The sequence below is a fragment of the Streptomyces sp. SID10853 genome, assembly GCF_010548145.1.
Classification (GTDB): domain Bacteria; phylum Actinomycetota; class Actinomycetes; order Streptomycetales; family Streptomycetaceae; genus Streptomyces.
The window spans coordinates 1-24,637 of sequence record NZ_JAAGLN010000001.1; the positions used below are offsets into that span (position 1 = coordinate 1).

24 protein-coding genes and 1 riboswitch are annotated in these 24,637 nt (G+C 69.7%); of the genes, 13 read left to right on the forward strand and 11 right to left on the reverse strand.

Annotated features, from left to right (window positions below):
• The 4 genes from cydD to hisC form a co-directional block, all read right to left on the reverse strand.
• Positions 1-1,568: thiol reductant ABC exporter subunit CydD (cydD, locus tag G3I19_RS00005; RefSeq protein WP_164258011.1), on the reverse strand; the 1,568-nt coding region annotated here is incomplete at its 3' end.
• 29 nt (positions 1,569-1,597) lie between these two features.
• Entirely contained in the window at positions 1,598-2,599 is a 1,002-nt protein-coding gene (cydB, locus tag G3I19_RS00010) for a cytochrome d ubiquinol oxidase subunit II (protein WP_164258013.1), read from the reverse strand.
• A 13-nt stretch (positions 2,600-2,612) separates the two neighbouring features.
• Positions 2,613-4,190 (reverse strand): cytochrome ubiquinol oxidase subunit I, encoded by a 1,578-nt coding sequence (locus G3I19_RS00015; protein ID WP_164258014.1) that lies wholly within the window; start codon positions 4,188-4,190, stop codon positions 2,613-2,615.
• A 194-nt stretch (positions 4,191-4,384) separates the two neighbouring features.
• Entirely contained in the window at positions 4,385-5,464 is a 1,080-nt protein-coding gene (gene hisC, locus G3I19_RS00020; protein WP_164258016.1) for a histidinol-phosphate transaminase, read from the reverse strand.
• Between the two features lie 335 nt (positions 5,465-5,799).
• Between hisC and G3I19_RS00025 the strand changes: the two genes are divergently transcribed.
• The 3 genes from G3I19_RS00025 (at position 5,800) to G3I19_RS00035 (ending at position 9,143) form a co-directional block, all read left to right on the forward strand.
• A complete protein-coding gene (locus G3I19_RS00025; RefSeq protein ID WP_164258018.1) occupies positions 5,800-6,921 on the forward strand; it encodes a LacI family DNA-binding transcriptional regulator in 1,122 nt (373 codons plus the stop codon).
• A gap of 171 nt (positions 6,922-7,092) precedes the next feature.
• Positions 7,093-8,163, forward strand: coding sequence for a metallophosphoesterase (locus G3I19_RS00030; RefSeq protein WP_164258020.1), 1,071 nt, complete (start codon positions 7,093-7,095; stop codon positions 8,161-8,163).
• Positions 8,164-8,312: 149 nt separating this feature from the next.
• Entirely contained in the window at positions 8,313-9,143 is an 831-nt protein-coding gene (locus G3I19_RS00035; protein ID WP_164258022.1) for a hypothetical protein, read from the forward strand.
• Between the two features lie 141 nt (positions 9,144-9,284).
• Here G3I19_RS00035 and thiC read toward each other — a convergent pair whose 3' ends face one another.
• Complete coding sequence (gene thiC, locus G3I19_RS00040; protein ID WP_164258024.1) at positions 9,285-11,060, reverse strand: phosphomethylpyrimidine synthase ThiC; 1,776 nt, start codon at positions 11,058-11,060, stop codon at positions 9,285-9,287.
• Positions 11,053-11,179, reverse strand: a riboswitch (TPP riboswitch). Its footprint overlaps the gene before it by 8 nt.
• Positions 11,180-11,250: 71 nt before the next feature.
• Between thiC and G3I19_RS00045 the strand changes: the two genes are divergently transcribed.
• Positions 11,251-12,642 carry a YibE/F family protein gene (locus G3I19_RS00045; protein ID WP_164258026.1) on the forward strand — a complete coding sequence of 464 codons (1,392 nt, stop codon included), beginning with the start codon at positions 11,251-11,253 and terminating at the stop codon, positions 12,640-12,642.
• A 197-nt stretch (positions 12,643-12,839) separates the two neighbouring features.
• Here G3I19_RS00045 and G3I19_RS00050 read toward each other — a convergent pair whose 3' ends face one another.
• From G3I19_RS00050 to G3I19_RS00065, 4 genes are all read right to left on the reverse strand, one after another.
• Complete coding sequence (locus G3I19_RS00050) at positions 12,840-13,274, reverse strand: SsgA family sporulation/cell division regulator (RefSeq protein WP_164258028.1); 435 nt, start codon at positions 13,272-13,274, stop codon at positions 12,840-12,842.
• 114 nt (positions 13,275-13,388) lie between these two features.
• Positions 13,389-14,159 carry a helix-turn-helix domain-containing protein gene (locus G3I19_RS00055; RefSeq protein WP_164258030.1) on the reverse strand — a complete coding sequence of 257 codons (771 nt, stop codon included), beginning with the start codon at positions 14,157-14,159 and terminating at the stop codon, positions 13,389-13,391.
• Between the two features lie 402 nt (positions 14,160-14,561).
• Positions 14,562-14,780 (reverse strand): DUF5326 family protein, encoded by a 219-nt coding sequence (locus G3I19_RS00060; protein WP_164258033.1) that lies wholly within the window; start codon positions 14,778-14,780, stop codon positions 14,562-14,564.
• A gap of 188 nt (positions 14,781-14,968) precedes the next feature.
• On the reverse strand, positions 14,969-15,286 hold the full coding sequence (locus G3I19_RS00065; RefSeq protein ID WP_164258035.1) for a cupin domain-containing protein: 318 nt from the start codon (positions 15,284-15,286) through the stop codon (positions 14,969-14,971).
• A gap of 51 nt (positions 15,287-15,337) precedes the next feature.
• Between G3I19_RS00065 and G3I19_RS00070 the strand changes: the two genes are divergently transcribed.
• The 4 genes from G3I19_RS00070 (at position 15,338) to G3I19_RS00085 (ending at position 18,600) form a co-directional block, all read left to right on the forward strand.
• Positions 15,338-15,715 (forward strand): phage holin family protein, encoded by a 378-nt coding sequence (locus G3I19_RS00070; protein WP_164258037.1) that lies wholly within the window; start codon positions 15,338-15,340, stop codon positions 15,713-15,715.
• A gap of 7 nt (positions 15,716-15,722) precedes the next feature.
• The gene (locus G3I19_RS00075) at positions 15,723-16,889 is read left to right on the forward strand and encodes a cystathionine gamma-lyase (RefSeq protein WP_239073840.1); all 1,167 of its coding nucleotides are present in this window, start codon (positions 15,723-15,725) and stop codon (positions 16,887-16,889) included.
• Between the two features lie 262 nt (positions 16,890-17,151).
• Complete coding sequence (locus tag G3I19_RS00080) at positions 17,152-18,057, forward strand: LysR family transcriptional regulator (protein WP_164258039.1); 906 nt, start codon at positions 17,152-17,154, stop codon at positions 18,055-18,057.
• Between the two features lie 60 nt (positions 18,058-18,117).
• Positions 18,118-18,600, forward strand: coding sequence for an NUDIX hydrolase (locus tag G3I19_RS00085; protein WP_164258041.1), 483 nt, complete (start codon positions 18,118-18,120; stop codon positions 18,598-18,600).
• Between the two features lie 115 nt (positions 18,601-18,715).
• Here G3I19_RS00085 and G3I19_RS00090 read toward each other — a convergent pair whose 3' ends face one another.
• Positions 18,716-19,354: an HAD-IB family phosphatase gene (locus tag G3I19_RS00090; RefSeq protein WP_164258043.1), complete on the reverse strand. Its 639-nt coding sequence runs from the start codon at positions 19,352-19,354 to the stop codon at positions 18,716-18,718.
• 76 nt (positions 19,355-19,430) lie between these two features.
• On the opposite strand from G3I19_RS00090, the gene G3I19_RS00095 reads away from it, so the two are divergent.
• Together G3I19_RS00095 and G3I19_RS00100 are read left to right on the forward strand one after the other, a co-directional pair.
• Entirely contained in the window at positions 19,431-19,949 is a 519-nt protein-coding gene (locus G3I19_RS00095; RefSeq protein WP_164258045.1) for a DUF2269 domain-containing protein, read from the forward strand.
• Positions 19,950-19,954: 5 nt separating this feature from the next.
• On the forward strand, positions 19,955-20,809 hold the full coding sequence (locus G3I19_RS00100) for a GNAT family N-acetyltransferase (protein ID WP_164258047.1): 855 nt from the start codon (positions 19,955-19,957) through the stop codon (positions 20,807-20,809).
• 27 nt (positions 20,810-20,836) lie between these two features.
• Here the strand turns inward: G3I19_RS00100 and G3I19_RS00105 are convergent, their stop codons facing one another.
• Positions 20,837-22,090, reverse strand: a complete 1,254-nt coding sequence (locus G3I19_RS00105) for an MFS transporter (RefSeq protein WP_164258049.1) — start codon at positions 22,088-22,090, stop codon at positions 20,837-20,839.
• Between the two features lie 168 nt (positions 22,091-22,258).
• Between G3I19_RS00105 and G3I19_RS00110 the strand changes: the two genes are divergently transcribed.
• Genes G3I19_RS00110 through G3I19_RS00120 form a run of 3 tightly spaced genes read left to right on the forward strand, consistent with a single transcriptional unit; the run spans position 22,259 to position 24,438 of the window.
• The gene (locus tag G3I19_RS00110; protein ID WP_164258334.1) at positions 22,259-22,717 is read left to right on the forward strand and encodes a MarR family transcriptional regulator; all 459 of its coding nucleotides are present in this window, start codon (positions 22,259-22,261) and stop codon (positions 22,715-22,717) included.
• 47 nt (positions 22,718-22,764) lie between these two features.
• Positions 22,765-23,217, forward strand: a complete 453-nt coding sequence (locus G3I19_RS00115) for a GNAT family N-acetyltransferase (RefSeq protein ID WP_164258051.1) — start codon at positions 22,765-22,767, stop codon at positions 23,215-23,217.
• A gap of 57 nt (positions 23,218-23,274) precedes the next feature.
• Positions 23,275-24,438 carry a winged helix DNA-binding domain-containing protein gene (locus tag G3I19_RS00120; protein WP_164258053.1) on the forward strand — a complete coding sequence of 388 codons (1,164 nt, stop codon included), beginning with the start codon at positions 23,275-23,277 and terminating at the stop codon, positions 24,436-24,438.
• Positions 24,439-24,637 lie beyond the last annotated feature (199 nt).

Sequence of the window (24,637 nt, forward strand, 5' to 3'; positions counted from 1 at the left end):
GCCTCCGTCTCGCCGTCCAGCGCCGCCGTCGGCTCATCGAGCAGCAGCAGCGGCCGGTCGGCGAGGAACGCCCGCGCCAGCGCGAGCCGTTGCCGCTGCCCGGCCGAGAGCCCGGCGCCGCCCTCACCGAGGACCGTCTCGGCCCCGTCGGGCAGCGCGGCGACGAACTCGTACGCCCCGGCGTCCCGCAGCGCGCTGTGCACCGCGGACCCATCGGCTCCGGGACGCGCCAGCCGTACGTTCTCCGCGATCGTCCCCGCAAAGAGATACGGCTGCTGCGGCACCCAGGCGATCTGCTCGCGCCACCGCTCGGGGGAGAGCGAGGCCAGTTCGACAGCGGCGCCCCGGCCCTCTCCGGCCTGCCCGGCCGGCCCCGGTCCCGCCGGACCGACGAGAACCCGCCCCTCGTCCGGGGTCGCGAAGCCCAGCAGGACATGGAGCAGCGTCGACTTCCCGACGCCGCTCGGCCCGGTGACCGCGACCGTCTCGCCGGCCTCGACCACCAGCGAAGCCGACTCCAGCGAAGGCTCCGTACGGCCGGGATGGCGCACCGTCACCCGGTCCAGCTCCAGCCGGAGCGAGTCCGGCACCTCAGCCGTCCCTGCCGTCGGCAGCGGTGTCTCCAGCACCGCGAAGATCTCCTCGGCGGCCGAGAGCCCCTCGGCCGCGGCGTGGTACTGGGCGCCCACCTGCCGCAGCGGCAGATACGCCTCGGGTGCCAGCACCAGGATCACCAGACCCGTGTACAGGTCCAGCTCCCCCTTGACGAGCCGCAGCCCGATACCGACAGCGACCAGCGCCACCGACAGGGTCGCCAGCAACTCCAGCGCGAACGACGACAGAAAGGCGATCCGCAGCGTCCGCAGTGTCGCCTTCCGGTACTCGTCGGTGATGGTCCTGATCGACTCGGCCTGCGCCTTGGCCCGCCCGAACACCTTCAGCGTCGGCAGACCGGCCACCACATCGAGGAAGTGCCCCGACAGCCGGGAGAGCAGCCGCCACTGACGGTCCATACGCGCCTGGGTGGCCCAGCCGATCAGCATCATGAAGACCGGGATCAGCGGCAGAGTGCCGACGATGATGGCCGCCGACACCCAGTCCTCGGTGACGACCCTGGCCAGCACCGCCACCGGCACCACCACCGCGAGCCCCAGCTGCGGGAGATAGCGCGAGAAGTAGTCGTCCAGCGCGTCGACGCCCCGGGTGGCCAGAGCGACCAGCGAACCGGTCCGCCGGCCGGTCAGCCACTGCGGCCCCAGCTCGGCGGACCGCTCCAGCAGCCGCCGTCGCAGCTCGGACTTGACCGCAGCGCTGGCCCGGTGTGCGGCCAGCTCGGTCAGCCAGGCCACCAGTCCCCGGCCGAGCGCCACCGCCACGAGCAGCAGCAGCTCGGTCCGCAGCCCTGATCCGTCCAGACCGCGCTGGAACGCCCCCACCACGACCTCGGCGATCAGCATGGCCTGGGCCACGACCAGACCCGCGCCGGCCAGTCCGAGGACCACCACGGCGCCCAGGAAGAGGCGCGTGGCACCGGCGTACCGGAGCAGACGCGGGTCGATCGGTTTCACGTGAAACACCCTCTCCTGGTGGGCATCAGCTAGTGGGCATCGGCGATGTGCTGAGTGCCCAGCCGCTTGCGGAACACCCAGTACGTCCAGCCCTGGTAGAGCAGGACCAGCGGCGTCATGATGCCCGCGACCCAGGTCATGACCTTGAGCGTGTAAGGGCCGGATGCCGCGTTGTCGATCGTGAGACTCCAGGCGGCGTTGAGCGAGGACGGCATCACATCCGGCGCCAGCGAGAGGAACAGCGCGGCGACCGTCGCCGCGATGGCCACCCCCGTGAAGGCGAAGGCCCAGCCCTCCCGGGTCCTGGCGTTCATCACGAACGCCGCGACCAGCGCCGCGAGCGCCACACAGAGCGCCGTCAGTGTGGAGCTGTCGCCGCGGTCCGCCTGCAGCCAGATCAGGAAGCCCGCAGTGAGAGCCGCCGTGACGACAGCGGCCCTGGCCGCGAAGGACCTGGCCCGCACCCGGATGTCGCCCACCGTCTTGAGCGCGGTGAAAACAGCTCCGTGCAGGGTGCACAGCGCGGTGAAAGCGAACCCGCCGAGGACCCCGTAGCCGTTCAGCAGGTCCCCGAACGAACCGGCGTAGTCCTGGTGGCTGTTGACCGGCACCCCGTGGACCATGTTGGCGAAGATCAGCCCCCACAGGAACGGCAGCAGCAGCGAGGTGATGAAGAGCACCCACTCCCAGTTGCGCTGCCAGCTCTCCTCGGACCGCTTGTGGCGGTACTCGAAGGACAGCACCCGCACGATCAGCAGGACCAGGATCAGTACGAGCAGCAGATAGAAGCCGCTGAAGAAGGTGGCGTACCAGACCGGGAAGGCAGCGAACATCGCACCTGCCGCAGTGATCAGCCACACCTCGTTCCCGTCCCAGACAGGGCCGATGATGTTGATCAGCACCCGGCGCTCGCGCCGGTCCCTGGCCAGCAGCCGGGTGAGGATCCCGACCCCGAAGTCGAAGCCCTCGAGGAAGAAGTAGCCGGTCCACAGCACGGCGATCAGCAGAAACCAGAAGTCGTTGAGGCCCATGACGTCTCTCCTCTCAGTACGCGAAGGTCAGGGGTTTGTCGGCGTCTTCGTCCCCGGCTCCGGACCCGCCGGGCCCACCGGAGGGGCCGCGCAGCCGCGGGTCCTTGGCGGGTGGCTGCTCGTCGGTGTCGGGGCCCATCACCGCGTACTTCTTCATCAGCCGGACGTTGATCCAGCCGAGAATCGCGTAGAGGGTGACCAGGACGATCAGCGAGATCAGCATCTCCGTCTGGGAGACACCGGGGGAGACGGAGTCAGCGGTCTTGAACAGGCCGAAGACGGCCCAGGGCTGCCGGCCCATCTCGGTGAAGACCCAGCCGATGGAGTTGGCGATCAGCGGGAAGACCAGGGAGGCCATCCCCACCCGCCAGCCCCACTTGGTGAAGAACGGGTTCAGCTCCCGGCCCGCCGTGAGCATCAGCTTGGGCGCCTCGTCGTCGCCGGTCCGGTGCTCCGGCAGCAGCCATTTCTTCTTCCGGGTCAGCCAGAGTCCGGCGGCCGCGGCCACCGAGGCGGTGAGCCCGATCCCGATCATGAGCCGGAATCCCCAGAAGGTGACGAAGATGTTCGGCACATAGTCGTCGGGGCTGCCGCCGTACTTGGCCGCTTCGGCCTTGGCGGTCTCATGGATGCCTGGCACCGCGGTGTGGAAGTCGTCGTGGGCGAGGAAGGACAGTATCCCCGGGATCGACAGCTCGACGGAGTTGTGGCCGGCCGCCACATTGCCCACCGCGAACACGGAGAACGGGGCGGGCGCCTGGGTGTCCCACAGCGCCTCGGCGGCAGCCATCTTCATGGGCTGCTGCTCGAACATCACCTTGCCCAGCTGGTCGCCGGAGAGCGCGGTGAGGATTCCGGCGGTCACCGTCATCACCAGGCCCATACGCAGTGACGTACGCATCATGCGGGTGCGCTTGGTATCCGTCTTGGTGCCCGCGGCCCTGGCCCGCCTGATCTTCCACAGGTGGTAGCTGGCGATACCGACGACGAAGGCACCGCCGGTGAGGAACGCCGAGGTCATGGTGTGGGTGAAGACCACCAGCGCGGTCTTCTGCGTGAGCACCCCCCAGATGTCGTTGAGGTGCGCGACACCGGTGGCCCGGTCGATGGTGTACCCGACCGGGTGCTGCATCCAGGAGTTGGCCGCCAGGATGAAGTACGCCGAGAAGGTCGTACCGACGGCCACCATCCAGATACAGGCGCAGTGGAGCTTCTTGGGCAGCTTGTCCCAGCCGAAGATCCACAGTCCGATGAAGGTCGACTCGAAGAAGAAGGCGATCAGCGCCTCCATCGCCAGCGGCGCCCCGAAGACATCACCAACGAACTTCGAGTAGTCCGACCAGTTCATCCCGAACTGGAACTCCTGGACGAGGCCGGTGGCGACCCCGATGGCCAGGTTGATCAGCAGGAGCTTCCCCCAGAACTTCGTGGCGTGGAAGTACTTCTCCGCGCCCTTCCGCACCCAGGCGGTCTCGAAGCCCGCGGTGATCGCGGCGAGGGAGATCGTGAGGGGGACGAACAGGTAGTGGTAGACGGTGGTCAGCCCGAACTGCCAGCGCGCCAGGGTATCCGGCGACAGAGCTAGTTCCACGTCGTCACTCTCCTTACGTGGCCGGGGTCACAGCGGTTTTCTGTCCCTTTGGTCCCACACAGCCCGGAAGAAAAAGGACGCGCTTGTGAAAGCGTTCACATTCACAAGCAATAGTACGAAAGCACTTCGGGCATGACGAAGGCGGGGTACCCCCCGGGCACCCCGCCTGTCCGAACCCCGTACGGAAAGACCTCTCAGAGCTCCTTGCGGAAGGCCGCCGCCGCCTGGAGGAAGAGGTCGTTGCCCTCGGTCTCGCCGATGGTGATCCGTGCACCCTCGCCCGCGAAGGGGCGCACCATCACTCCGGCCTTCTCACAGGCCGCCGCGAAGTCGGCGGTGCGCTCGCCCAGCCGGAGCCATACGAAGTTGGCCTGCGTCTCCGGCACGGTCCAGCCCTGGCCGACCAGCCCCTCGTACACCCGGTTCCGCTCCGCGACCAGCGACCCGACCCGGCCCCACAGCTCGTCCTCGGCCCGCAGGGACGCGACCGCGGCGTCCTGCCCCAGCTGGCTCACCCCGAACGGCACCGCCGTCTTGCGCAGCGCGGCCGCGACCGGCTCATGGGCGATGGCGAAGCCGACCCGCAACCCGGCGAGCCCGTAGGCCTTGGAGAACGTCCGCAGCACCGCCACATTGGGCCGGTCCCGGTACAGCTCGACACCGTCGGGCACATCGGTGTCCCGGTTGAACTCCCGGTACGCCTCGTCCAGGACCACCAGGACGTCGGACGGCACCTGGTCGAGGAAGCGTTCCAGCGCGGCCCTGCGGACCACGGTCCCGGTCGGGTTGTTCGGGTTGCAGACGAAGATCAGCCGGGTGCGCTCGGTGATCGCGGCCGCCATCGCGTCCAGATCGTGCACATCGCCGGAGTCCAGCGGCACCTGCACCGGGGTCGCCCCGCTGATGCGCGTGATGATCGGGTACGCCTCGAACGACCGCCAGGCGTACATCACCTCGTCGCCTGGGCCGGAGGTGATCTGGATCAGCGACTGGGCGACGCCGCTCGACCCGGTGCCGGTCGCCAGGTGCGAGACCGGCACCCCGAAGCGCTCGGCCAGCTCGTTCATCAGGGCGGTGCACGCCAAGTCCGGGTACCGGTTGAAGGTCCCGGCAGCGGCGAGCGCGCTCTCCATCACACCCGGCAGCGGCGGATAGGGGTTCTCGTTGGAGGACAGCTTGTAGGCGACCGGGCCGCCCGCGGCGGCCGGCCTGCCCGGAACGTACGCGGGAATGCCGTCCAGCGCGGCGCGCAGCTTGGGGCTCTTCTGGCTCACAGCGGGTCCTCCTCGACTCGGATGCACCCACCCTATGAGGAGCGGCGCCCGGGACGAATGCCGGGCGCCGATGGGGGGCGTACTGGCGGACATGGCGTGCGCCCATGGCTCGCGCCGTGGCGCGCGTCGCCCGAAGAGGTGAGTTGAGACCTCATCGCAACATCGGCCATGGGCCAGGTACATGCCCGCCGACACCCGAGACTCCTTTGACAAGGCCCCCAAATCCCCTGTATTCAAAGGCGATTGATGTTAAATGATCATGCAGAAACGTGCCTGTCAACGCATGCATATGCGCCCCGCCCAACCACCCTTCATCGCCCTACTATCGGCTCGCCATGACAGCAGCAGGGAAGCACCAGGTGAGCCGGGCGGAGACTCCCCGCAGGGCCAACCGGCAAGGACGAGCGGGCATCCGGGACGTGGCCGCCGCAGCCGGTGTGTCCATCACGACCGTCTCCGACGCGCTCAACGGCAAGGGCAGGCTCCCGGACGCCACCCGCCGCCATGTCCGCGAGGTCGCCGACCGGCTGGGCTACCGCCCTTCCGCCGCGGCCCGAACCCTCCGTACCGGAAAGTCCGGCCTCATCGGCCTGACCGTCACCACGTACGGGGATGAACCTTTCACCTTCACCGAATTCGCGTACTTCGCCGAGATGGCCAGAGCCGCCACCTCCGCCGCGCTCGCACGCGGCTATGCCCTCGTCATCCTCCCCGCGACCTCGCGCCACAGCGCGGTCGACGTCTGGTCGAACGTCGCCCTCGACGGCACCGTAGTCATCGACCCCTCCGACCACGACCCCGTCGTCACCGAACTCGTACGCCAAGGGCTCCCCGTCGTGTCCGACGGCCGCCCCGCGAGCACCCTGCCCGTCACGGCCTGGGTCGACAACGACCACGAGGCCGCGGTCCTCGATCTGCTCGACCATCTCGCCGCCGCCGGGGCCCGCCGCATCGGGCTGCTGACCGGCACCACGACCGACACCTACACCCGGCTCTCCACCACCGCGTATCTGCGCTGGTGCGAGCGGGTCGGGCAGGACCCGGTGTACGAGTCCTACCCCGCCCACGACCCGTGCGCGGGCGCCGTCGCCGCGGACCGCCTGCTCGCCCGCCCGGACCGTCCGGACGCCGTCTACGGGCTCTTCGACCCCAACGGCACCGATCTGCTGGCGGCGGCACGGCGGTACGGCCTTCGGGTGCCGGAGGATCTGCTGCTGGTCTGCTGCAGCGAATCCACCGTGTACGCCAGCACCGAGCCGCCCATCACGACCCTCTCGCTCAAGCCCCGCCGGATCGGCACGGCCGTGATCCAGTTACTCATCGACGCCATCGAAGGCATCAACGAGGACCACCCGGTCGAGCAGGTGATACCGACCGAACTCATCGTCCGGACTTCATCGCAGCGGCGCCCGCCGCGCACCACGGTCAGCGCACCCCGCTCACCGGCACCGGACTGAACACCGCAATAGGCATGAAACGGGCGGCCGGGCGGCAGGCCGTCCGGATTCAGCACCCCTGGTGCGTCACAGAGTGCCAGTCGCATTCCTATGATGGGCGCACGACACCGCGGACCCCCCGACCAGGCAGGTCCGACCGGTGCACGGCGCGCGACGGTGGTGGAGGGGTCGATGACTCAGGGGGCCGGTCTGGAACCCGCGATGCGGACGGCGACAGTGCGGGACTTCCGCGTACCGCCTCTGCCCGCGCCCGCGCACGTCCACGATGCCGAGCCGGCGTCGCCGTACCCCCCGGGCGATGAGCCGGACGGCTACACGCCGACCCAGCGGGACCTGCCCGTCATCAGCCGTGCCGGCGGCCCCGGTGACACGGTCGTCGTACGGACCGTGCCCGACCCCCTTCCCGCGGACGGCGAGGGGGGGCTCGGCCCGCTCTATGTCGTGGGCGACGTCCATGGATACCTCGACGAACTCCTGGCCGCCCTGTGCGCCCAGGGGCTCATCGACGCCGAGGGCAGGTGGGCCGCGGGCAACGCCCGCCTCTGGTTCCTCGGTGACTTCACCGACCGTGGCCCCGACGGCATCGGCGTCATCGACCTCGTGATGCGGCTGTCCGCCGAGGCCGCGGCCGCGGGGGGCTACTGCAAGGCCCTCATGGGCAACCACGAGCTGCTGCTCATCGGCGCCAAACGCTTCGGCGACACTCCGGTCAACTCCGGCGCCGGCACCGCGACCTTCCAGGCTGCCTGGCTGCTCAACGGCGGCCAGAAGGCCGACATGGACCGGCTGCAGGACGTCCACCTCCAGTGGATGTCGCGGCTCGACGCCATGGAGCTGGAGGACGACCACCTCCTGGTGCACTCCGACACCACCGCCTATCTCGACTACGGCGACTCCCTAGAAGCGGTCAACGACACCGTCCGCGAGACCCTGACCCGTAACGACGCCGACGAGTGCTGGGACCTGTTCCGCAAGTTCACCAAGCGGTTCGCCTTCCGCGACGAGTCGGGGCCACAGGCCGTGCAGGAACTCCTCGGGGTCTTCGGCGGCCACCGGATCGTCCATGGTCACAGCCCCATCCCCTATCTGCTGGGCGAGGTCGGGGGCGAGGACGGCGATGACGGTCCGCGTACCGTCATCGAAGGCCCGCATGTGTACGCGGACGGGCTCGCCGTCGCCATGGACGGCGGTGTGACCATGGCCGGAAAGCTGCTCGTGGTGCAGCTGCCACTGGCCGACTGATCCAGCGCACGCGAAGGCGATTTCCGGAAACCCTCTGTTACCCCGTGCCATAACAGCTCTACCATCGGGTTATCCGTAGCAGGCTCTCCTCCGTTTACGCCGACTACCCGTCAGAACGCAGGTGGTACGGCCCGACGGAGCATCGGGGGATGCACATGAACAGCGCTTCGCACCTGCTGACAGAGGACCGCCCGGAGTTCGAGCGGCTCCTCGACGACGCACTGCGCACCGCACCCGACCGGCCGGATCTGGCCGACCTGGGGCAGCGGCTCAACAGCGAGCAGCTCCGCACCATGGTGCTCGACGCCGACAGCCTGGTCACCGCGGCCGCGGCTGCCGAGTACGAGCACTTCGTGAAGGTGCGCACCGAACTGCGCACGCCCGCACCGGATTCGGTGGACGCCTCGGTCCTCGCTCCCGTCAGAGGCGGCCCGCGCACGGGCGCGGGGCTGGCCGCCGTGCTGGCCGTACTGGCTCCGGTGCTGGCAGGCACCGCCGCCGTGATTTTTCTGCTGGTGGGCTACATACTCAAGGCGCTCAATCCGGCGCCCGCCTTCGGCAACACCATGGTCACCGCGGGCTGGTTCTTCGCGGCCCTCACCGCCGCGGCCATCCTGGCGGCGGCGATCGGCCTTCTCCTGACGGCGCTGCGCAACGGCTCGACCGAGGTGCATCCCGACACCGAGGAAGGTGACGGCGAACTCTCCGAAGAGGTCGCCCGCGCCCGGGACGCCTGGCGCCACGCCCTGGTGGAACGGGGCATCGTCCCGTTCCTGAGCGCCGCACTGGCCGATCCGAGCGTGGACCCGGCGGCCCCCGCCCCCTACCGCTCGGCGGGCCGTATCCCGAACCTCGGCTACAGCCGCCCCGACTTCGCCAGTCCTGACGAGAACGAGACGGCGGACCACGAGCGCCCCAGCTTCACCAGCCCGGACTTCAGCAGCCCGGACTTCGGCGGCCCCGACCACCCGCCGGAGTAGCTCCGGGACACCGGTGGAGGAGCAGGCAGCCCGGCGCGCGGACCGGCCGGTACGGGACCGGTCCGCGCGCCGGGGCTGGTCCCGGCGGCCCGGAACCAGCTCGCACCCCGGGGCATGCGCACCCCAGGACAGGTGGCGTGCTCAGTCGGCGATCGGCAGATACACCCTGTTGCCGCTCGCCGCGAACTCCTTCGACTTCGCTGCCATCCCCGACTCGATCTCCTCCTGGCTTCCGCCGTGTTCACGGCGGATGTCCTGGGAGATCTTCATCGAGCAGAACTTCGGCCCGCACATGGAACAGAAATGCGCGGTCTTGGCCGGCTCGGCCGGCAGCGTCTCGTCATGGAACTCCCTTGCCGTGTCGGGGTCGAGAGCGAGATTGAACTGGTCCTCCCAGCGGAACTCGAAGCGTGCGTCCGAGAGCGCGTCGTCCCACTTCTGCGCGTCCTGGTGCCCCTTGGCGAGATCCGCCGCATGCGCAGCGATCTTGTACGTGATCACGCCGGTCTTCACGTCGTCCCGGTTGGGCAGGCCCAGATGTTCCTTGGGCGTGACGTAGCAGAGCATGGCCGTACCCCACCATGCGATCATCGCCGCCCCGATGCCCGAGGTGATGTGGTCATACGCCGGGGCCACGTCCGTGGTGAGCGGGCCGAGCGTATAGAAGGGGGCCTCCTCGCAGATCTCCTGCTGGAGGTCGATGTTCTCCTTGATCTTGTGCATCGGGACGTGACCGGGACCTTCGATCATCGTCTGTACACCATGACGTTTGGCGATCGTGTTGAGTTCCCCGAGGGTGCGCAGCTCCGCGAACTGTGCCTCGTCGTTGGCGTCCGCGATCGACCCCGGCCGCAGCCCGTCACCCAGTGAGTAGGTCACGTCGTAGGAGGCCAGGATGTCCGAGAGCTCCTCGAAGTTCTCGTACAGGAACGACTCCTTGTGGTGCGCCAGGCACCAGGCGGCCATGATCGAGCCGCCGCGCGAGACGATCCCGGTCTTGCGGCGCGCGGTGAGCGGGACATACCTCAGCAGCACCCCGGCGTGCACCGTCATGTAGTCGACGCCCTGTTCCGCCTGCTCGATGACGGTGTCCTTGTAGATCTCCCAGGTCAGCTCCTCGGCCTGGCCGTCGACCTTCTCCAGGGCCTGGTAGAGCGGGACCGTGCCGATCGGGACGGGGGAGTTGCGCAGCACCCACTCGCGGGTGGTGTGGATATTGCGCCCGGTGGACAGGTCCATGACCGTGTCCGCGCCCCATTTGGTGGCCCAGGTCATCTTGTCCACCTCCTCCTCGATGGAGGAAGTGACCGCGGAGTTCCCGATGTTGGCGTTGACCTTCACCAGGAACCGCTTCCCGATGATCATCGGCTCGATCTCCGGGTGGTTCACGTTGGCCGGCAGGACCGCCCGGCCCGCGGCGATCTCCTCCCGTACGACCTCGGGAGAGACGTTCTCCCGGATCGCGACGTACTCCATCTCCGGGGTGATCTCCCCGCGCACGGCGTACGCGAGCTGGCTCACCGCACGCCCCTCACGCCCCCTTCTGGGCTGGCGGGGGCGGCCGGGGAAGACCGCGTCGAGGTTACGGAGCCCTCCGCGCGGTGAGGTGTGCTTGATCCCGTCGTCCTCGGGGCGGGCCGGGCGGCCCGCGTACTCCTCGGTGTCGCCGCGGCCGATGATCCAGTGCTCCCGGAGCGGGGCGAGCCCGCGCCGTACATCGGTCTCGACGGTGGGGTCGGTGTACGGGCCTGACGTGTCGTACAGCGTCACGTCCTGCCCATTGGTGAGGTGCACCTGCCTGACGGGCACCCGGAGATCGGCGCGCGAGCCCTCGGGGCCCGCGACATATCCCTTGTGCCAGCCCGGCTTGCGCTCGTCCTGGTCGGTGGCAGGCGTGCGTGCATCCACTGTGGTCATGAGACCTACTCCCTACGCCGGCATTACCCGGTAACAGGTTCGGCGGTCGGCGCAGCTCTCAGCAGATTGCTGGTCAGCGCCCTCTCAGCCCGGTGCTCCGAGCTCCCGCGTGTGCAAAGGTGCCCCCACGCTAACGCCAAGGACCGCGCACTGAACAGAGGGCCTCCCCCGTTCTTGCGATGATCTGGCGGTGACACCACTCCCGGAACCGCCTCCCGGCGGGCACAGCCATACGCACGGTCACGGCCCCGCCGCGCCCGTGTCCCGCCATCTGCGCAAGGTCATCGCATCGGTGCTGATTCCCTTCGCGGCGGCGGTTGTTGTCGGCCTGGCGGTCTTCTGGCCGGGTGGCGCGCCGCATCATGCCCGCAGTGGTGTCGGGTTCGACCGGCAGACGCAGCAGGGCGAAGTAGTGGCGATGACGGCGGTCGACTGCAAGGACGTGCAGGCCGGCCAGTCGTCGACGACCGGCGGGGGCGCGGATGGAGGCGCGGGTTCGAGCGGCGGTTCGGGCACGGCGGGGCAGCAGGCCGGTGCCGGTACGGCGGCCGCGCAGAACACCGGGTGCAAGAAGGCGAAGATCGAGGTGACCAGCGGCAAGGACAAGGGCCGCACCTTCACCGAGATCGTCCAGCCGGACTCCCCGCGCCAACTGCACCAGGGGCAGGGCGTGATCGTGGCGTACGCCCCGGACGCACCCCGTGATCTGCAGTACTCGGTGTCCGACGTGGACCGGAAGTTCCCGATGGCGCTGCTCGCCGGGATCTTCGCGCTGGTGGTCGTCGCCGTGGGCCGGCTGCGCGGGCTGATGGCACTGGTCGCGCTTGCCGTCAGCTTCGCGGTGCTGACGCTCTTCATTCTGCCCGCGATCCTGCACGGGTCGAATCCGCTGGTCGTGGCCGTGATCGGGGCCAGCGCCATCATGCTCATCGCGCTCTACACCTGCCACGGCCTGACGGCGCGGACGTCGGTCGCCGTCATCGGCACGCTGGTCTCACTGATGCTGATCGGGCTGCTCGGGTCCCTCTTCATCGGCTGGGCGAGCCTGACCGGGAACACCGATGACAGCACCGGGCTGATCCATGGCCTCTATCCGCACATCGACATGAGCGGGCTGCTGCTGGCGAGCGTCATCATCGGATCGCTCGGGGTGCTGGACGATGTGACGGTCACCCAGACATCGGCCGTCTGGGAACTGCACCAGGCGGACCCCACGATGGGGGCGCGCGGGCTCTACCGGGCCGGTATCCGGATCGGCCGCGACCACATCGCGTCCGTCGTCAACACGCTCGTTCTGGCCTACGCGGGTGCGGCGCTGCCCCTGCTGCTGCTCTTCTCCATCGCGCAGAGCAGCGTGGGGACGGTGGCCAACTCCGAGCTGGTCGCGGAGGAGATCGTACGGACCCTGGTGGGGTCGATCGGCCTGGTCGCATCGGTGCCGGTGACCACAGCGCTCGCCGCGCTCGTGGTCTCGGCCGACCGTACGGACCACGGGGCCGGCCGCCCGGCCCGTGGGACGGGGTGGGCGCTCCCCGGAGGGGGCATCGCGCGGGGCGGCGGGGGCCGCCGCCGCAAGCACTGAGAGGTCCGCTCTCCGCGTCCGCGCGGCTCATGGGCTCCGCGTCCGCGCGGCGCGTGGCACTCGACTCGTGGCCCGCAGCTCGTGGCCCGTATCTCGTGGCCCGTATCTCGCTTCGCGGCCCGTACCTCGCTCGTGGAGCGTACCTCGCGGGCCCTGCCCGCAGCCCGTGCGCGTGGCACCGGTTCGGCTCGGAGTCCTCAGCCCGCGTTCTCCTCCGCGAGGATCCGGCCGAGTGCCGCTTCCAGATGTCCGTCGAAGTCGCCCAGGCTGCGCTCCTCGCCGAGCGGGACGATCTTGTCGGTGCGGTCCAGGAAAGCGATCAGCGGGGCGCTGCCCGCCCGGAACAGCGCGCGGTCCGCCCCGACCTGGAGACGCAGATGGACATCGGCGAGACCCGACGGATCGCTGGGCGAGATGTGCACATCGCCGTCCCCCGTCGGGGCGTTGATCCCGTCGAGGAGCAGCTCGCGGCCGAACGTCCACGTCACCGGCTCGTCCCCGGGAAGGTGGAAGGTCATCCGCACCGCATACGGATCACCCACCTCGTAGCAGAGCTCCACCGGAATACGGAAGGAGAGCTCCTCGGAGACGAGGAAGCTCATCATGACCTCTGCCTGGACCGATTCGCGCATGTCCCTACCCCGCAGTAGACGCCGTGTTGGTTCCCAAGATGGCCGGGAATGTATCTCCAGGCCCTCTTGACGTAATCGTGCTGTAAGCGCAAACAGATCACAAGGAGTGATATTTCAGATACTGATAGAGAACGCAAGCGAATCGAGCAAAGCCCCAACCTCGGACCGTAACGTTTCAGCTGCAGAGAGCAACCGTACTTGCTGGTGGATGGGGCCGGAAACAGCCATCGCCGCGACCCCTGAGCCGGCCGTGATCGGGATGGCCGCGCAGACGGTGCCGAGCGCGTACTCCTGCCGCTCGACCACCGGTTGCATCCGTTCCGCCGCGGCCAGCCTTCGCAGCAGGACGCACCGGTCACGTACCGAATAGCGGGTCAGCGGGCGCACCGGATGGCGGTCCAGATGGTCGCTGCGGGAGGCTTCGTCGAGCTGGCTCAGCAGACACTGGCCGAGGGCGTGTGCATGACCGGTTTCCCGGAAGTCCGCCCATTCCTCGACGGCGGGCGCGGCGGGAGTGTCGGCGACCGCGACGAGCTCGATCTCGCCCTCGTGGTACGCCGCAAAATAAATCGGTACCCCGAGCGCGTCCCGCCAGGAGTTCAGCGATTCGAGCAGGGTGGCGCGCCGGTTCCGCACGGCGCAGCGGTCGGCCAGCCGCTCGGCGGCTGCTCCGGGGACGAACACGCCGTTCTCCCGGCGCACATAGCCCTCATGGGCGAGGGTGCGCAGCAGGTGGTAGGCGGTGGGGAGGGGGAGTCCCGCCTCCCTGGCGAGCTGCTTCGCGGGGGCTCCACCACTGTGGGAGCTGACCGCCTCCAGCAGCCTGAGCGCGCGCTGCACGGAGCCGATCAGTGTCGGCGCAGCGGTGTCAGGTGCTGTGGCCAAAGGGTCACCCCCAGCGTGCCGACGGCGGATCACATGCCCGCGAGGGCTTCTCCCTCATGGGTCCCGCCGCGCACAATCCGCTGGTCAGCGCCTTTTCAGACAGGTTTCCCAAGGAGGCGGCGGGGATTTCTCACTGTAGCCACAGCCTCCGTCCGGCCGTGCGGTTTTACCGGCCCCGTCCCTCAGCCGGGCTAACGACCGCACGTTCAGTCGCTCTGTTCAGCTTGCGGGTCGCTCTGTTCAGCCGGTCTGCTCAGCCGGTCTACTCAGCCGGTCTGCTCAGCCGGTCTACTCAGCCGGTCTGCTCAGCCGGTCTACTCAGCCGGTCTGCTCAGTCGCTCTGTTCAGTCGGTCTGCTCAGCTGCTCGCCGGGCAGTCTGTTCAGTCGGTCTGCCGGCCGTTCTACCAGTCGTTCCGCGAGGACGACGAAGAGGTGAACTTACGGACGACGTAGATCAGTCCGGCGACGAGCGCCACCAGCACCAGGGCCTTGAAGAGCAGCCCGATCACAAAGCCGATGACGGTCGCGATGAGACCGCCGAACACGATCAGCACGAGGACGGGCACCGCTACCCACTTCACCCACCACGGCATTCCCGCGAAAATCTCTCGGACCGCCATCGTCCCTACCTCTTCCTGGATGTTCCTGGACCACGCCGGCCACTCCGGGTGCTCTGCTGTCGATGCTAAAGGCGCCCGGGGGCCCGGCGGAGGCCGCGCAGCCCTTGGAATCCCCTGATCCGCCCCCTACGGGACAGCAGGGTTCCGGACCCCACGGGTCAGCTCCGGTCAGCTCCGGCCGGCCCCGGTCAGCTCTCCGGCGGTGAGAAGACCACAAGAACCCGCAGATCCTCGGAGATGTGGTGGAACTTGTGCGCCACCCCGGCCGGCACATAGACGACCCCGCCCCGTGCGACCTCGGTCGTCTCCGTACCGACGGTGATCGAGGCCCGGCCGCTCACCACGAAGTACACCTCGTCCTGCCCGTGCGGCTGCTGGCGGTCGGTCGCTCCCGCGTCCAGCGCGTAGAGCCCCACCGACATGTTCCGTTCGCGCAGGAACTGCAGGTATGCGCCGTCGTTGGCAGCACGCTCCGCCTCCAGTTCATCCAGCCGGAATGCCTTCATCGCTCGTCAGCCCCTGCACTCGTACCGATCGTGTCTGCCACGATCAGACACATGAAGAATTTTGTAGTCAAGACGGTTGCCAACGCGGCAGCACTCTTCGTAGCCATCTGGCTCCTCCAGGACATCACGCTCGGTGGCGACTCCACCGGCCGCAAGACGGTCACCCTGATCATCGTCGCGGTGGTTTTCGGCCTGGTGAACTTTGTCGTCAAGCCGGTTGTGAAGCTGATCGCCTTCCCTCTGTTCATCCTCACACTGGGGCTCATCACCCTGGTGATCAACGCCCTGATGCTGCTGCTGACGTCCTGGCTGTCCGGAAAGCTCGATCTCTCCTTCCATGTCCAGGGCTTCTGGACCGCTGTGCTCGGTGGCCTGATCATCTCGGTCGTCTCGTGGGCGATGAACGTCGTCCTGCCCGACGAGGACTGAGGCCCGGATGAGCACCTCTGCCATGGACACCCCCGCGAACACACCCACCACGGGCCCCGGAGACGGGACGCGAGCGGTACGGGCCGGGCTGCCCGAGCCGGTGAAGTACGAACCGACCCTGCCGGGACCGGTGTTCGCCGCCCATTACCACCTGCCGGGCGAGCCCACCGGGCCCTACACCTACGGCCGCGACACCAACCCGACCTGGACGCATCTCGAAGCGGCCATCAGCGAGCTGGAGTCGCCGGACAAGCCGGCCGAGACGGTCACTTTCGCGTCCGGCATGGCAGCCGTATCGGCCGTCCTGCTCTCCCAGGCGCGCGCCGGTGACACGGTGGTGCTCCCCGACGACGGATACCAGGCGCTGCCTCTCGTACGGGAACAGCTGGAGGCGTACGGCATCGAGGTGCGGACCGCGCCGACCGGGGGAGACGCCCAGCTGAACGCTCTGGCCGGCGCCCGGCTGCTGTGGATCGAGACCCCGTCCAATCCGGGGCTTGACGTCTGCGACGTACGGCGGCTCACCGCGGCCGCGCACGCGGGCGGCACACTGGTCGCCGTCGACAACACCCTGGCCACCCCGCTCGGGCAGCGGCCCCTCGATCTCGGCGCGGACTTCTCCGTGGCGAGCGGCACCAAGGGGCTGACCGGGCACGGCGACATCCTGCTCGGCTATGTCACCTGCCGGGACGCGGAACTCGCGGGGCGGGTACGGAAGTGGCGCAAGGTCGTCGGAGCCATCCCCGGGCCGATGGAGTCCTGGCTCGCGCACCGCTCGCTCGCCACGATCCAGCTGCGCGCCGACCGGCAGTCGGCGAACGCCCTGGCGCTCGCCGAGGCGCTCGCCGGGCGGGCGGAGGTCGAGGGTCTGCGCCATCCCGGGCTGCCGTCGGACCCCTCGCACACCACGGCGACGGGCCAGATGCGGCGCTTCGGCTGCGTGGTCTCCTTCGTGCTGCCCGGCCGCGATCACGCGGAGCGCTTCCTCGGCGCACTGCGGCTGGCCGACGACGCGACCAGTTTCGGCAGTGTCCGCTCCACCGCCGAACGGCGTGGCCGCTGGGGCGGTGACGCCGTGCCTGAGGGGTTCATCCGGTTCTCGGCCGGTGTCGAGGACACCCGGGACCTGGTGGCGGACGTCCTGAGGGCCCTGGACGAGGCGGCGCGGCCGTAGCAGCGCAGCAGTAGGGGCGCCGGAGCAACAGCCGCGGCGGTACCGCTGGTACCGCCGCGCACTGCGGACGGTCCGAGCCTCCCCCCTCATGGCTCGGACCGTCACCGGTTCCCCGTTCAACGCGCGAAGAACCGCCTCAACAAGGCTAGTTGACTCTGCGTCAGTGTCCAATCACAGTAGCGGCAGAGACCTATCGACTTATTTATAGTTCTGCCCGGGGGCCGGGACACCTTCGCCACAGTCAGAACGGGACGGTACGGACATGGATCTGGCCCTGCTCCGCACCTTCGTCACCGTGCACCGGGCCGGGTCCTTCACCCGCGCCGCCGCACTCCTCGGGCTCTCCCAGCCCGCGGTCACCAGCCAGATACGCACCCTGGAGCGGCAGCTGGGGCGTCCACTGTTCCTGCGCCGGGCCCGGGGCGTCACCCCGACCACCATCGGGGACGAGCTGGCGCACCGCGCGGCACCGCATCTGGACGCGCTCGTCGAGATCGCCGAGACCGGTCTCGACGAGGAGGCCGGGACGCGCACGCTGCATCTGGCGGGACCGCCCGAGTTCACCGCCGTTCGCGCGCTGCCCGCGCTCACCTCGCTGATACCGCAGGGCGTCGCGCTGCGCGCCTCGTTCGGCAACACCGAGGAAGCCCTGGACGGGCTCGGCGCCGGACACCACGACCTCGCCATCACGACGGCACGCCCGCGCGGTGAACTCCTGACCGCGACCGCGCTCTGCGACGAGGAACACGTCCTGGTCGCCTCGCCCCGCTGGGCTGCCCGGATCGGCCCGGGCACACTGCGGCGCCGGGGGCCGTCCGTACTGAAGGACCTGCCCGTGGTGGAGGTCCATGAGTCGCTGCCGTTCGTGTCCCGCTACTGGAGCGCCGTCTTCGACGCACGCCCCGCAGGCCCCGCCGGCACCGCATCGGTCATCGCGCCCGATCTGCGGGCCGTCCAGCAGGCGGTGGTGTCGGGCGCCGGGCTCGCCGTGCTGCCGCGCTATCTGTGCGAGGACGCCCTGGAGCGCGGCGAGGTGGTGGCGCTGCTGGATCCGCCGGTGCCACCGCTGCGCACCTACTTCCTCGCCGTACGCACCGGAACGCTGGCCCTCCCGCACATCGCACGGGCCCAGGAGTGGCTGCTGCGGGCGGCGGCCGACTGGTCCTGAGTGAGGGGCCCGGGGCAGCTGATGCGTTTCGGAACCCGTTTCCCGGGCCAATCTCCTTCCATGACCGAACGTCCAGTGGTCAAGCGCACCGCCCGCGCCGTGCTCCTCGACGGCGACCACCTGATCCTCATCAAGCGGACCAAGCCCGGCGTGGAACCGTACTGGGTCACCCCCGGCGGCGGAGTGGAGGCCGAGGACTCCACTGTGGTCGAAGCCCTGCACCGTGAGATCGACGAGGAACTCGGCGCCAAGATCACCGATGTGGTGCCCTGCTTCGTCGACACCGTCGAGCACATCCCCGAAGGCGGCGGGGTGGCGGGCGTGAAGGTGCAGCACTTCTTCGTCTGCCGGCTGGCGTCCATGGACCCTGCCCTGCGGCACGGGCCGGAGATCGAAGAGCCCTGCGGCGAGTACGAGATCGTCCGGGTGCCCTTCAGCCGGGTCGGGATCGCGGCCGTCCATCTGGTGCCGCTCTCGCTGCGGCACTATCTCGACGGGAACATCGAAGGAGTCAGGGCGCTCCAGGCCGCAGACCTGGGATGAGGCCCGAGCCGGTTCGTCGACCGGCTCCCGTCGGTCAGCCCACCCGGCCGGCTCCCGTCGGTCAGCCCGTCCGGTCGGCTCCCGTCGGTCAGCACGTCGGCCGGCTCCCCGTCGGTCAGTTCGTGTCGGTCGCGGCGACGAGTGCGTAGACCTCACGCAGATCGCCGCCCGCGTAGGTGTGTGTGGCCAGCCCGGCCAGATGGTTGTCCGCGTTCACGGCAACCGACCGCGTCACCGCGCCGAACAGTTCCACGTCCGACACCGAGTCGCCGTACGCGACACAGTCGGCCCGCCCGACACCGAACTCCGTGCAGAGCTGGTCCGCGATCCGGACCTTCGCAGCCGCACTGAGAATGCCCGCCGGGTCCACCGGCCGGTCGAACGGCACATCGGGGAAGCGCGAGCCGTGTGCCGCATGCGCGCCCCAGCCGAGGAGCCGCTCCACGAAGAACGACGGCGAGAGCGAGATGACCGCGCAGTAGTCGCCGCGCTCCCGGATGTCCCGCCAGACCTCCTTGATCCCGGCGAGCCACGGCGCCCCGGCGAAAGCGGCCGCCACATGGTCCGCGGTGAGTCCCGACCAGAGAGCGTGTACTTCCACCGCGTACTCGGGGGGACCGATCTGCCCCGAGACCAGAGCGCGCTCCAGCACACCGATCTCGTCCAGCAGGCCCAGCTGGCGGGATATCTCCACTGGCGCGGCCGAACCACGGATGAGGGTTCCGTCAAGGTCGAAGAGATGCAGGCGTGCCATGTACGCCGAGGTTAGTACAGCCACTTACTCCCCCTGTCAGACGCCCTGAGCCCGGATGCCCGGCACTGTGTTTCACGTGAAACCTCTGAGCCGCTCCGTACGCCGGGCTGTCCTCGTGGTCCATGTCGCCGTCTCGGTGGGCTGGCTGGGCCTGACCGTCGGGCTGCTCGCGCTGGGGATCACGGCGTACACCTGTGCCGACGCGTCCGTGACGGAGGCCGCGTACCGATCGATGAAGGTCTTCGGTGACTGGCTGGTCATCCCGATCGGCCTGCTCACTCTGATCAGCGGCGTGGTGCTCTCCCTCGGGACGCACTGGGGTCTGGCCCGCCACCGCTGGGTGTGGGTCAAGTTCTGGCTGACGCTCGTCACCCTCGCCGCGTCCGCCCTGGCGCTGCGGCCGCAGATCAACGGGGCTGCCGCATCCGGGCATCCCGATCTGAGCCTGGTCTCCGGCCCCACCGTCGCCTCCTCCGCGTACTTCTTCATGACAGCCATCTCGGTGCTGAAACCGTGGGGCCTGACGACACGCGGCCGGGAGTACCTGGACCAGCGGCGGACGGTGGACGGAGCACACACCCATCAGCGAGCCTGACCCTCATGCCCTCACCCCTCGACGAGCTGCCCATCCGCCGCCTGACCCACGGTGACCTCACCTCCTGTGCCGACCTTTCGGAGAACCGCGGCTGGCCGCGCGACGATCACAAGTGGGGGCTGCTGCTCGCCGCAGGGACGGGTTACGGAATCGACGACCCCGGGGGCAAGGGGCTGGCGACGGCCTGTGTGGTCACCGCGTACGGCTCGGGGCCGGCCGCCGTCGGCATGCTCCTGGTCGCCGACGCATACGCACGGCAAGGAGCCGGGCAGCGGATGATGCGCCATGTGATCGCCGAGTTCGACGGTGTCCCGCTCACCCTGTACGCGACCCCGCTCGGCCGGCCGCTCTACGAGAGGCTCGGCTTCCGGGACGTGGGCCGGGCCGAGATGGTCCGCGGCCACTTCGCTCCGCCGAGCCCGGCACCGGCTGTGGCCACCCGTCCGGCCACGGCCGGCGATCTGCCGGGGATCCTCCGTCTCGACCACGAGGTCTTCGGTGCGGACCGCACCCACCTGATCACGCGGCTGCCCGCCTTCGCCGACCAGCTGCGAGTAGCCGAGGACGTCGACGGCGTCACCGGCTACACGGCGGCCTGGCCCAGCACGGACAGCCAGGTGGTCGGCCCGCTGATCGCCCGCGACACCGCGACCGCGCAAGCGCTGATCGCCTCACTCACGGCTGGCACCGACCGTCCGTTGCGCGCCGACATCGACGTACGCCACACGGAACTCCTCGACTGGGTCAAGGCCGGCGGGATGGAGCCGGTCGCCTTCAACACCGTGATGGTGCGGGGCGTCCCGGATCTGCCGGGCGACTGGACCCGCCGCTTCACGCCCCTGACCGTCGCAGCGGGCTGACAGCTGGGCCGTGGGCGTCGCCAACGTTCAGCGATTCGCGGGTACTTCAGGGCCTGCCCCGAGTGACGGCGTCGATGCGGCTCCAGCTCCAGCTCCAGCCACGATCCGGCCTGCGGGTCCTGCCTGGCCCGCGGACCCGCTCCGCCGCTCCAGCGTGCTGGAGACAAGGGCGAGGACCAGCGCGGACGCGGCAAGCACGGCGCCCACCCAGTTGGGGGCGGTGTAGCCGAGACCCGCTGCGATGACGATCCCGCCGAGCCAGGCGGACAGCGCGTTACCCAGGTTGAAGGCGCCGATGTTGACGGCCGAAGCCAGCGTCGGCGCCCCCGACGCGTGGTCGAGCACCCGCTTCTGCAGAGGCGGAACGGTCGCGAACCCCAGTCCGCCGATCAGGAAGATCGTGACCGCCGAAGCGACCCGGTCGTGCGCGGTGAGGGTGAACAGCGCCAGGACCAGGGCCAGCCCGCCCAGCGACACGTACAGCATCGGCATCAGCGCACGGTCGGCGAAGCGGCCGCCGATCAGATTGCCGCTCACCATGCCGAGACCGAAGAGCACCAGCAGCCAGGTGACTCCGGCCTCGGAGAATCCGGCGACGGACGTCATCATCGGTGAGATGTAGGTGATCGCGGCAAAGACGCCGCCGAAGCCGAGAACCGTCATCGCCATCGCGAGCAGCACCTGCACATTGCGGAAGGCGGCGATCTCGTGCCGCAGCCGGACGCCCTCCGGCCTGGGCTGCTCCGGTACGAGCCGGGCGACGCCGAGGAGACCGAGGACGCCGAGCCCGGCGACGAGCAGGAACGTCAGCCGCCAGCCGATGTCCTGGCCGATGAGGGTGCCCAGGGGCACACCGATGACATTGGCCAGCGTCAGCCCGGTGAACATCATCGCGATGGCACCGGCCTTCTTCTGCGGTGCGACCAGACCCGCGGCCACGACCGACCCGATACCGAAGAACGCGCCGTGCGCGAACGAGGCGACGATGCGCCCGGCGAGCATCACGCCGAACACCGGGGCAGTCGCGGAGACCACGTTGCCGATGATGAACAGCCCCATCAGCAGCATCAGCATCGTCTTGCGGGGGACGCGGGTGCCGATGACGGTCATCAGCGGGGCCCCGGCGACCACCCCCAGCGCGTAACCCGTCACCAGATATCCGGCGGTGGGAATCGAGACCTGGAAGGAGTCCGCGACCTGCGGCAACAGCCCCATGATCACGAACTCGGTGGTGCCGATACCGAACGCCCCGATGGCTAGGGCGAGGAGCGCGAGTGGCATGGGGTTGCACCTTCCGGAACGGAGTACGAGGTTTGCTTGCACGAGCGCCTTACATGCACGGACAATACTTGCGTACGCCGATTAATTGCAAGCGCGGACTATTTCGGACCGTGCCCTACCCTGTTGCCAGGCGGCGGTGCAGGACGACGGAGGAGACCAGCCATGGCAGTGACAGCGACCGACCCGGCACTCACCGCGCTCTCCCAGGGCTGGTGCGCGCTGTCCCTGCTGCACGCCCGCATCGAGGCCCACCTCGAAAAAGCCCTGCAGCGCGGCCACGGGCTGAGCGTGCGTGAGTACTCACTGCTCGACATCCTCAGCCGTCAGCACGACGGCCCGGGCGGGCATCTCCAGATGAAGCAGGTCGCCGACGCCGTGGTCCTCAGCCAGAGCGCCACCACCCGCCTCGTCACGCGCCAGGAAGACCGGGGGCTGCTCACCCGCTACCTCTGTGTCACCGACCGCCGGGGCATCTACACCGATGTCACCGAAGCCGGCCGCTCGCTGCTCGACGAGGCCCGCCCCACCAACACCCGTGCGCTGCGCGAAGCTCTCGACGAAGCCGCGGCCCACCCGGAACTGGCCCCGCTGGTGCGCGCGGTCGAGGAGCTCAACCAGCCTTCCTGACCCGGCCGGTGGCCTGCCGCCACCCGTGTCCACGTACTCTGCGCACCATGAGCGACCTGGAGATCCGCCCCGCACAGGAGAACGACATCCCCGCGATCGTGGCGATGCTGGCCGACGACCCGCTCGGCGCCCAGCGCGAGTCCCCCGACGACCTCGCCCCGTACACCGCGGCGCACCGGCGGATCGCCGCCGACCCACAGCAGCACCTGGTCGTCGCGGTGCGCGAGGGCCGCGTCGTCGGCACCCTCCAGCTCACCGTGATCCCCGGGCTCTCCCGGCGCGGCGCCACCCGCTCCATCATCGAGGGCGTACGCATCCACGGCGACGAGCGCGGCAGCGGTCTCGGCACCCAGCTCATCGAGTGGGCCGTCGACACCTCACGCGACCAGGGCTGCCAGTTGGTCCAGCTGACATCGGACGCCACCCGGACCGACGCCCACCGCTTCTACGAGAGGCTCGGCTTCACCGCGAGCCACCTCGGCTTCAAGCTCCAGCTCTGACACCTCGGCCGCGCGCAACAGACCGCAGCCCACGACCCGAACGGGAAGGCACCGCCCATGCACCGCATCAGCGACGAGCAGCGCCGTATCCGGCTGGGCCGGCGCCACCGCCTCGCACCCTCCGCGCGGGCGGCCACCCCCGTCGAGGCGTCCGACGCCGTCGTCGCCCTGCACGCCACCGACGCGTCGACCGTCTATCTCTCCGTCTGCGCCCGGCTGGCCGAAGCGAGCACGGCCGCCGTCGAACACGCCCTGTACGAGGACGTCTCCCTGGTACGGCTGCTCTGCCTGCGCAACACGCTCTTCGCGATGTCCCGGGACGTGGCCCCCTGCGTCGACGCCTCCACGGCCCGCGCCATCGCGGCGAAGGAGCGCAGGACGTTCCTCAAACACCTCGATGAGGACGGCGGCGGCCTGGACGAACGCTGGCTGGCCGAGGCCGAATCGGCGACGCTGGCCGCGCTCGCCGACCGCGGCGCGGCCACCGGCAGCGAACTCTCCGCCGCGGTTCCCGCACTCCGCACGAAGATCACGGTGTTCCCCGGCAAGAAGTGGGAGGCCGTACAGGGCGTCGCCACCCGGGTCATCCGGCTGCTGGCCGCCGACGGCCGCATCCGCCGCGACCGGCCGCGCGGCTCGTGGACGTCGAGCCAGTTCCGCTGGACGGCCGGAACGTCCTGGCCGGCTCTCCCGGTCCCCGAGGCCAAGGCCGCGCTGGCCCGCCGCTGGCTGCTCTCCTACGGGCCCGCCACCGAGGCCGACCTCAAGTGGTGGACGGGGTGGACCCTGACGGACGCCCGCAGGGCGCTCATGGCGATCGGCGCGGAGGAGGTCGAACTGGACGACGGGGCGCGCGGATTCGTCGCACCGGGCGACACCGCCCCCGAGCCGCCCACCGAGCCGTGGGCGGCGCTGTTGCCCGGCCTCGACCCCAGCGCCATGGGCTGGGCCGACCGCACCTTCCACCTCGATGCCGGACACCGCCCGGCCCTCTTCGACCGCGCGGGCAACATCGGCCCGACCGTGTGGTGGAACGGCAGGATCATCGGCGGCTGGGCGCAGCGCGCGGACGGCGAAGTGGTGTGGCGGCTGCTGGCCGACGCCGGGCAGGCAGCCGCCGACGCGGTCGAGGCGGAGGCCGCCCGGCTCGCGGACTGGGTGGGGGACGCCCGGATCACACCGCGGTTCCGGACGCCCCTGGAGCGGGAACTGTCGAACTGACGCGGACGGCCGAGCTGACGCCGACTGCCGGGCCGGCACGAACCGCCGAGCGGATGCCAACTGCCGAGCGGACACGGACGGCCGAGCTGACGCCGGCTACCAGGCCGACGCGGACAGCCGACTGACACCGGCTACCGGGCCGACGCCGGCTGCCGGGGCCGGCGCGAAATATCGGGTCGGCCGAACCGCCGCGGCGGGA

Excerpts from the sequence above, each read along its gene's own strand:
- G3I19_RS00115 (WP_164258051.1), top strand. The coding sequence starts at position 22,765 with ATGAGCGACCTGGAGATCCGCCCCGCACAGGAGAACGACATCCCCGCG.
- G3I19_RS00100 (WP_164258047.1), top strand. The coding sequence starts at position 19,955 with ATGCCCTCACCCCTCGACGAGCTGCCCATCCGCCGCCTGACCCACGGT.
- G3I19_RS00030 (WP_164258020.1), top strand. The coding sequence starts at position 7,093 with ATGACTCAGGGGGCCGGTCTGGAACCCGCGATGCGGACGGCGACAGTG.
- G3I19_RS00065 (WP_164258035.1), bottom strand. The coding sequence starts at position 15,286 with ATGAAGGCATTCCGGCTGGATGAACTGGAGGCGGAGCGTGCTGCCAAC.
- G3I19_RS00120 (WP_164258053.1), top strand. The coding sequence starts at position 23,275 with ATGCACCGCATCAGCGACGAGCAGCGCCGTATCCGGCTGGGCCGGCGC.
- G3I19_RS00035 (WP_164258022.1), top strand. The coding sequence starts at position 8,313 with ATGCACATGAACAGCGCTTCGCACCTGCTGACAGAGGACCGCCCGGAG.
- thiC (WP_164258024.1), bottom strand. The coding sequence starts at position 11,060 with ATGACCACAGTGGATGCACGCACGCCTGCCACCGACCAGGACGAGCGC.
- G3I19_RS00050 (WP_164258028.1), bottom strand. The coding sequence starts at position 13,274 with ATGCGCGAATCGGTCCAGGCAGAGGTCATGATGAGCTTCCTCGTCTCC.
- G3I19_RS00080 (WP_164258039.1), top strand. The coding sequence starts at position 17,152 with ATGGATCTGGCCCTGCTCCGCACCTTCGTCACCGTGCACCGGGCCGGG.
- G3I19_RS00070 (WP_164258037.1), top strand. The coding sequence starts at position 15,338 with ATGAAGAATTTTGTAGTCAAGACGGTTGCCAACGCGGCAGCACTCTTC.
- G3I19_RS00085 (WP_164258041.1), top strand. The coding sequence starts at position 18,118 with ATGACCGAACGTCCAGTGGTCAAGCGCACCGCCCGCGCCGTGCTCCTC.
- G3I19_RS00060 (WP_164258033.1), bottom strand. The coding sequence starts at position 14,780 with ATGGCGGTCCGAGAGATTTTCGCGGGAATGCCGTGGTGGGTGAAGTGG.
- G3I19_RS00090 (WP_164258043.1), bottom strand. The coding sequence starts at position 19,354 with ATGGCACGCCTGCATCTCTTCGACCTTGACGGAACCCTCATCCGTGGT.
- cydB (WP_164258013.1), bottom strand. The coding sequence starts at position 2,599 with ATGGGCCTCAACGACTTCTGGTTTCTGCTGATCGCCGTGCTGTGGACC.
- G3I19_RS00105 (WP_164258049.1), bottom strand. The coding sequence starts at position 22,090 with ATGCCACTCGCGCTCCTCGCCCTAGCCATCGGGGCGTTCGGTATCGGC.
- G3I19_RS00025 (WP_164258018.1), top strand. The coding sequence starts at position 5,800 with ATGACAGCAGCAGGGAAGCACCAGGTGAGCCGGGCGGAGACTCCCCGC.
- G3I19_RS00075 (WP_239073840.1), top strand. The coding sequence starts at position 15,723 with ATGAGCACCTCTGCCATGGACACCCCCGCGAACACACCCACCACGGGC.